The sequence below is a fragment of the Nocardioides sp. ChNu-99 genome, assembly GCF_029493445.1.
In the GTDB taxonomy this organism is placed as follows: Bacteria; Actinomycetota; Actinomycetes; order Propionibacteriales; family Nocardioidaceae; genus Nocardioides.
On the sequence record NZ_JAHWBL010000094.1, the window covers coordinates 1 to 6,717 of the forward strand.

The 6,717-nt window shown below is 72.5% G+C and carries 10 protein-coding genes and 1 pseudogene; all 11 read right to left on the reverse strand.

Annotation, left to right across the window (positions count from 1 at the left end):
- Window positions 1–544, reverse strand: a pseudogene (locus KK617_RS18160) (hypothetical protein); the annotation flags it as partial.
- Entirely contained in the window at window positions 534–1,085 is a 552-nt protein-coding gene (locus KK617_RS18165; RefSeq protein WP_277501597.1) for a hypothetical protein, read from the reverse strand. The gene KK617_RS18165 and the pseudogene KK617_RS18160, both read right to left, overlap by 11 nt.
- 819 nt (window positions 1,086–1,904) lie before the next feature.
- Window positions 1,905–2,243 (reverse strand): endonuclease domain-containing protein, encoded by a 339-nt coding sequence (locus tag KK617_RS18170; protein WP_277501598.1) that lies wholly within the window; start codon window positions 2,241–2,243, stop codon window positions 1,905–1,907.
- Window positions 2,244–2,279: 36 nt separating this feature from the next.
- On the reverse strand, window positions 2,280–3,281 hold the full coding sequence (locus tag KK617_RS18175) for a hypothetical protein (RefSeq protein WP_277501599.1): 1,002 nt from the start codon (window positions 3,279–3,281) through the stop codon (window positions 2,280–2,282).
- Window positions 3,278–3,778: a hypothetical protein gene (locus KK617_RS18180; RefSeq protein ID WP_277501600.1), complete on the reverse strand. Its 501-nt coding sequence runs from the start codon at window positions 3,776–3,778 to the stop codon at window positions 3,278–3,280. Before KK617_RS18180 ends, KK617_RS18175 begins: the two co-directional genes overlap by 4 nt.
- Window positions 3,775–4,347, reverse strand: coding sequence for a hypothetical protein (locus KK617_RS18185; RefSeq protein WP_277501601.1), 573 nt, complete (start codon window positions 4,345–4,347; stop codon window positions 3,775–3,777). The genes KK617_RS18180 and KK617_RS18185 overlap by 4 nt, the downstream gene beginning before the upstream one ends.
- Window positions 4,344–4,691 carry a hypothetical protein gene (locus KK617_RS18190; RefSeq protein WP_277501602.1) on the reverse strand — a complete coding sequence of 116 codons (348 nt, stop codon included), beginning with the start codon at window positions 4,689–4,691 and terminating at the stop codon, window positions 4,344–4,346. The genes KK617_RS18185 and KK617_RS18190 overlap by 4 nt, the downstream gene beginning before the upstream one ends.
- A complete protein-coding gene (locus KK617_RS18195; RefSeq protein ID WP_277501603.1) occupies window positions 4,688–5,230 on the reverse strand; it encodes a hypothetical protein in 543 nt (180 codons plus the stop codon). Before KK617_RS18195 ends, KK617_RS18190 begins: the two co-directional genes overlap by 4 nt.
- Window positions 5,227–5,730, reverse strand: a complete 504-nt coding sequence (locus tag KK617_RS18200) for an ASCH domain-containing protein (protein ID WP_277501604.1) — start codon at window positions 5,728–5,730, stop codon at window positions 5,227–5,229. The genes KK617_RS18195 and KK617_RS18200 overlap by 4 nt, the downstream gene beginning before the upstream one ends.
- Window positions 5,727–6,239, reverse strand: coding sequence for an HNH endonuclease signature motif containing protein (locus KK617_RS18205; RefSeq protein ID WP_277501605.1), 513 nt, complete (start codon window positions 6,237–6,239; stop codon window positions 5,727–5,729). The genes KK617_RS18200 and KK617_RS18205 overlap by 4 nt, the downstream gene beginning before the upstream one ends.
- Window positions 6,236–6,717 (reverse strand): hypothetical protein (locus tag KK617_RS18210; protein ID WP_277501606.1); only part of this gene is annotated, 482 nt, incomplete at its 5' end. The genes KK617_RS18205 and KK617_RS18210, both read right to left, overlap by 4 nt.

Consider the following 6,717-nt stretch of genomic DNA (forward strand, 5'->3'; position numbering starts at 1 on the left):
GGATGAACCCCTCGCGCACGTGCACGAACTCGGCCAGCGGACCCGAGTGGATCATGGTCTGCAGCGGCTCGTAGACGTTGTTGGTCTGCGACTCCGCGAACGCGAGCAGCCCGAGCAGCGACTTGCGCCGCGGGATCCCCATGGCCTCGCCGACCTGGTACTCGTACTCCCATCCGCAGCCGCAGCCGTGGTCGGCGCACCGGTACACCTCGCCGCCGCGAGCGAACCCGTCGAAGAGCGTGGGGCCCACGGCCTCGGCCAGGAGCATCGCGGCGCCCCACGGGGACTTTCCGCACTTCTGGGGGCCGACGATGACCGAACGGCGGTACACGAACGGGGCGAGCAGACGCCGCGAGTCGGCGATCGCACGGGCGTGGACCCGGTAGTGGTTGGCGGTGCAGAACAGCTGCCAGCCGTTGAACTCCAGCGGGTCGTTCTCCATCACGCCCGAGGGGACACGGCAGTGCGCCTCGACCCAGTCGGTGACGATGAACCCGAGGGTCAGCAGCGGGTCGAAGTCGAGGGCAAGGGCGTCACCGGCCATTGCCGGTGACGACCTTCATCCGGTCTCGGGAAGACCGCGGCGCGGGGGGCGCCGCCTGTTCCTTCTCGGCCCGCTTCACGCCCAGGCTGTCGGTCGCGATGGCCCAGCCGTTCTCACGGAGCCCGGCCGGGGTGAGTCCGATCTGGTCGCGGAAGCGGTGCAGCTGCGCCACGAGCGACGCGTTGGCGTCCGGCTCGAGCTCGACGACGGTCTTGAGGCGGCAGAACTCAGCAATCGTCGGCCAGCGCCAGCGCTCCAGCTCCCACGCGACCGCCTGCGGCATCTTCCAGTGGTCGCGCCAGATCTGCAGCTCACGCTTGCGAAACTCGTTGGACGCCGCCTTGTCGGGCACGCGCATCTTCGAGCCGCCCTCGCCGGCCAGGGTGAGCCAACGCTGGACCTTCGGCAGCGGGAACGCCGGGGCGTGACCCTTGCGTCCCTCGGACGGCAGCGCGGTCAGGCTGACGCCGCGGCTGTCGCTGCGCCCCGAGTTGGGGTTCAGCGACGGCCCCGACCGGTTGCGTGCACCTCCACTGGCCACGGTCCTACCTCCTCGAGGTGGGCGTCGCGCCCACGTCGGCGGACCGGTCGGGCGTCGCGCCCGATCCGGTATGCGTCTGGTGCTATACCGGTGCGGGCGCTGGCCCGGGGCCGGAACTTTTGAACCCTCCGCACCTTTTTCAGGTCTCCTCCGCGGTCTCCATCGGACCGGGTTCGGCCCACCCCCCTGGGCAGACCGGCGAGGGCTATACCTTCTGTGCGATACCCGCTTGCTTGCTGCTGTTGCACGACAGGCAGAGGGTCTGAGCGTTCGCTCTGCTGTGCTCGCCTTGGTCGGCGAGGGGGCGACGACGTGGTCGACGGTCGCCGCGGTCAAGGTGTACGGGTCGGGATCGGTGCACCGGATGGCGCACAGTTGGCAGGTCCACTCGTCGCGAGCGAACACAGCGGCCCGGTCGAACACCTCGACGATTGCCACGCCCGCTGCGCGAGCACGCTTGACCGCGTCCTGCGCCCAGTCGTACCCCGAGCTGGGGGCGAGGCGGTGGCCCCACTGCACCACGCTGCGGCAGCGCACGCTGCACGTCGTGGCGTACGAGGCGTCGACGCGGCGCACGACCACGGCGCCACAGGCGACGCACGGCCGCTGCTCCTTCGGGTGCCGCGAGCTCTCGCCCATCACGAGGCGGTTGTAGTGCGTGGCGCAGTAGCCGCGGGCACGGTGGCCGTTGCGGCAGCCGGGGACGTCGCATGTTCGGGCAGCCGGCACCGGCGTCCCTCCCTTCGGAAACGCCACGACCCCCGTCGCTGGCCCTCTGGGCGAGCGTGCGGGGGCCGTCTGGGCGGCGGGGTGTCGGTGCTAGCGGAGACGCTGGGCGTTGCCGCGCAGTGCGCCGTCGCGGGCGTTGCAACTGAGGTGGACCACGCCGCGGTAGCCGCTGCGATCCCCGGTGTGGTCGAGGGCGAGGTCCTGATCGGCGGCCATGCGATCGCCGCACAGGTGGCACGTCATGCCGACGGCCTCGGCCCGCATCCGCTTGGACAGCTGCGTGTGGGTGTAGTCGTAGCCGCGGGCGGTGGCCGAGCCGCGCTCGCGCTCGACCTGGCGCCGGTGGTCGAGGCAGCGCCCACCTCGGGCACCGGCCTCGACCAGCGTGGGGCAGCCCGCCTCGGCGCAGACGCGCCTACTTCCGGGCATGCCGATTACCGCTGGGGTTGTTCAAAGCATAGGGCATCAGGACGCCTTCCCGTGGTGCTTGCGGGCGCGACTCTCCTGGTGCGCGTCGCGGACGTCGGGCCACCACACCAGGAGTCGTCGGGTCCGAAGGTCGCAGACGGCACCGACAGTCATCCGCCGCAGCCAGGTGCGGACGGTGTGCTGGGGTCGGTCGATCGCGTTGGCGGCGTCCGAGATGGGCACGAACCGCGATGCTCCCTCGTGTGCGAGCCAGTCCGCCTTGGCTCGGGCGAACTCGCCCTGGTTGTAGACACGGCCGCAGCGGGGGCACTCGTGACTGTCGTCCTCGGTCTTGTCGGCGTAGACCACCGCGAGCCGCACGCCGCAGTCGAGGCAAGGCACCCGGGTGTGCTCCCGGCGCTCTCCGTCGCGCAGCACGTTCTCCACGTGCCGGCGGCAGCGGCGCAGGTCGCGGGCGAACGGGGCGAAGTCGAGGTGCTCGTAGCCGCCCATGTACGAGAGCTGACGGTCGAGGTAGTCGACGGCCACCGCGATGGTGAACGGCTCGTCGGGGTTCGGCTGGTCGTGCTCGAGGGTGTCGCGCCAGAGCATGTCCCAGGTGCCGAGGACCCACAGCGGGTGGAGCTCGTCGCCGGCCTGCTGGTCGAGCCACGCCTTGAGCTCGTCGACGTCGCGGGCGTCGCAGTCGGGCGGGACGATTCGGCCGGCCAGCGCCGAGGCGGCGTGGTGGTGCCACGCCTCGGGGTCGCTGGCGGGGCCGAGCAGCATCATCGCCTCGGAGTCCACGCCGCGGTGCTTGACCTCGGCGGGGAGCGCGTCGACCATGCGGGCGATCTCGTGGAGGTCGGCGCGGGTGACGGCGAGGCACTCGGCGCAGGTGCCGTCGATGTGGGTGTTGCCGCAGACCCGGCAGTGGGGCTCGGTGCAGGGCAGGCAGCCGCGGCACTCGTCCTCGGCGGCGTGGGGGTGGGCGTCCTCGGCGTGGCGGCCGGGGATGACGCGGGGCTCGTGGCGGCCCGCTGGTCGGCACTGGGTCATGCGTGGGCCTCTCGTGACGGCGTGGGGGCGGGCGGCATCGTCGGAGCGAGCACGCCCGCGAGGTGGTCGACCATGGCCTCGGTGTGGAGAGCGAACGCCCGCCACAGGAGCGTGAACGCCTTCTCGGGGAGGTAGCCGGAGTCCTGGAGCGCGCACCGGATCGTGTCGGTCTGGTCGCGGTGCACGAGGTGCAGCAGCTCGTGCGTGATGGTGTTGCGGAGGATGTCCTCGGGCTGGTCACGCCAGTCGGTCGCGAAGTAGATCATCGCGATGAACCGGCCCTCGGTCGGGTGCACCGAGGCGTGCACGCCTTCCTCAGCGGGGTCGGCAGCGATCCAGACTGTCCAGTGCGTGAGGTGCAGGCGCTCACGCACCGCGTTGACGTACTGCTCCAGCTCTCGCACCTCCTTGGCGCTCAGGTGGGCGCCCTTGCCCGGCTCGATGGAGTCAGCCGCGGCCACCACATCCCGGCTGTCTTCGGTCTCGGGGCGGATCACGCCGACCGCCGCAGCAGGTTGTCCCGCCGGTTGCGCTCCGACCGCTCGTGATCTGCAGCCGTCAGCGCACCGCGGTCAGCGTCTCCCGCGTGCCACTCGTAGCCCGTCCCCCACGGCGTGCTGCTCGGCAGCCACCCGTCACCGGACTCGTCGTACCAGCGCCACGTCGCGCCGCGGTCATCGAGCCACGCCCCGAACTCGCGCACCAGCCACGCGTGCAGGTCGCGGCACCCCGCGCCGTTGACCGCGGTGTAGCCGTAGCCCGTGTCGAAGTGGACCAGGACGTAGCCGGCCGGGTCGTGCAACCGGAGGCAGTAACGCTCGGCGTCGGTGGTGTCGCAGAACGCATCGCAGTACTCGTCGCAGGTCTCGGCCGGGATCAGGTCACCGTCCCGGTGGTCGACCCACAGGAGAGCGGGAAGGCCCTGTCCGAGGTCCATGTGCAGGCCGTGCGGTGAGGTCCGCGCGTCGTACTGCTCGCCGGCGCCGATGAGCTGGCGCATGCGGAGGAACGCGTCGGCAGCGCGGACCCCGGGGCTGGTGATCATCACTCGGGTGTGGAGAGTCATCGGGTCCTCCTGGTGCGGGCTCGGCGCCGGCGGTGGTACGCCGCACCGTCGATCGGCAACGGGCGCGGGTGGTGGGTGTCGACGGGGCGCGCGACCCCGGAGAGGGGGTCGATGTGCAGGCCGGCCATCAGGGCCGCCATGGCTCGGGCCGCCTCGGTCACGGCAGTGATGAACGGGCTCAGGTCGACGTGCACCCGGAAGGTGACCGCGCGGCTCGCGATGCGCGGTCCGAGGACGGACGTCGGCTGAGTCGGCGGCGGGTCGGGTGTCCACCGCATGGCGTCGGGGCTGGTCTCCCAGTCGTCGAGGGCCCCTTCGATCGCGGCCAGGATGTCGCCGCTCACCGCTGGCCCCAGAGCGTCGTGATCGGGAACGCGCCCGGCGTGGCCCCGGTGATCGGCTCGCCGGTCCTCGGGTCGCGGTTCCAGAAGTGCTCGTCCTCGAACGCGAGCGCCCACTTGTGGCTGACGTGGGCGGCCGTCCACCCCGCGTTTCCGTCGGCAAGTTCGACGCCGCCGACGACGCGGTCCCAGCGGTTGACCGCCTCGGCGAAGGCGGCCTTGGGCTGGTGGCCGAAGCCGGTGACGTTGCAGACCTCGTCCTCCACGAAGGGGTAGACGACCCCCGCGTCGGTGGTGGAGTACTGCTCCCGCAGCTCCGCGTTCGGGTCGTGGCCGCACGTCGGGCACTCGTGCGCGCCGGGCTCGGCGAGTACGGCGTCCGGGAACGGGGCGGGCCACGAGGCGTCGAGCGGGACGTCGTCGGGGATGTGGTGCTCGGTCAGCCAGCGGCGGATGGCGTCGGCCAGCGTGGTGCCGATGCGGTCGTAGCTGTCGGTGACGAGCACGTCGTCGGTGTGCCAGATGGCGCGGTGCGGGATCACGGGGTCTCCTCGAGGGTGAGGTCGATGTGTCGGGCGACGCGGACGGCGAGGTCCGGTCGGAGGGTCCAGAGGCCGAGCGCTCCGTCGGCCTGGATGGGGACCGGCAGCAGCCGGGCGTTGGCGAGCTCGTAGTGCCAGGCGGGCCGGTGGGTGGTGGAGCAGCGGCCCTTGCGGTGGTCGGCGCAGAGGTCGACCGCGCGCATGGCCCACGGGGAGCAGCCGAGGCGGCACTCGGTCTCGTCGTGGGCGTCGACCAGGTCGACGACGGCGATGACCGCGGACATGCGCCACCGCGGCGCGCAGCGCGGGACCCCGGGGTTGGGGACGGGGCGGCCGGTGAGGCGCTCGACCATGTCGAACGCCCACTCGGCGTCTGGGCGGGAGCCGGCGTGGATCGCGAGGGGGCCGCGGTGGGACCACCTGGTGGTGCGGTTCTCGATCGTCTTCTCGCCCGACGCGATGGCGCCGGCGAACGGCTGGCGGACGGTGAGGGCCTTCATGCTGCGGGCCTGACGCCGCCGTCGTGGTGGAGGTACGTGCGCTCGCCCGGGTAGGCGTGGAGCACGACGGCGACCTGCAGCGGGTCCTCGTCCTGGCGGAGCAGCCAGCCGGTCGAGAGCGCGAGGACGCGCTGGGTCTCGATGAGGGCGTGGCAGCCGTCCGGGGTCGTCGCCGACCCGCACACCAGCAGCAGGTTCGCAGGGCTGTTCGCGTCCGCCCGGCTGGTGCCGCCCATCCCCCGCGGCCGGCGGTGGTGGAACGAGTGCGGGAACGACCCCCACCCGTCGTCGCCGTACAGCTGCCGGCCGCACACCTCGCAGCAGCCGTCCGCGCGGCCCAGCACGACCCGGCGGACGTTCGTGGAGGGCCCGGTGTCCCGCGGCGCCTTCCCGGCCGTCTGCGCCCGGCTCAGGCGCTTCTCCCGCGACCGCTGCATCGGGGCAGTCCGGGCCAGCTCGGTGCGCCGCAGTTCCGTGCGGCGCACCAGCGCGGTATGGCGCAGGCTCACCGGCCCGCTGCCTTCCGCCCGCCATCGAGGACGCGAGGGTCCGCGATGAACGGCGGTGGGGTCGGGTCGCACAGGTGCGGCTCGGTGTGCGGGTTCTCTCCCACCGCCCACCCGCGGCCGGTGGCGAGCCGGTCGTACCAGTCGCGGGCCCACGTCGCGTCGCCCATCGCGGTGTGGCGCATCGCGGGCGGGACAGGGGTCACGCCGCACAGCTCGGCGAGCGCGTCGGAGGAGTCGGGGAGGTCGTCGAGCCCCCGGGCGTGGAGCGCCCCGATCGCCATCGACTTCACGTCGACCGGCCAGTAGTGCCACGCCGGCGCCAAGCGGTGGCGGCGGAGCATCTTGTCGAGCACGTGCACGTCGAAGCCGGGGTTGACCCCGACCAGGGTGGCGCCGCGGGTCTCGCGCTCCACCATGCGGGCGAGGCGGTCCTCGCGGAGGACCTCGAGGCGGCACGGGCCTGGTCGCTGGGCCACTG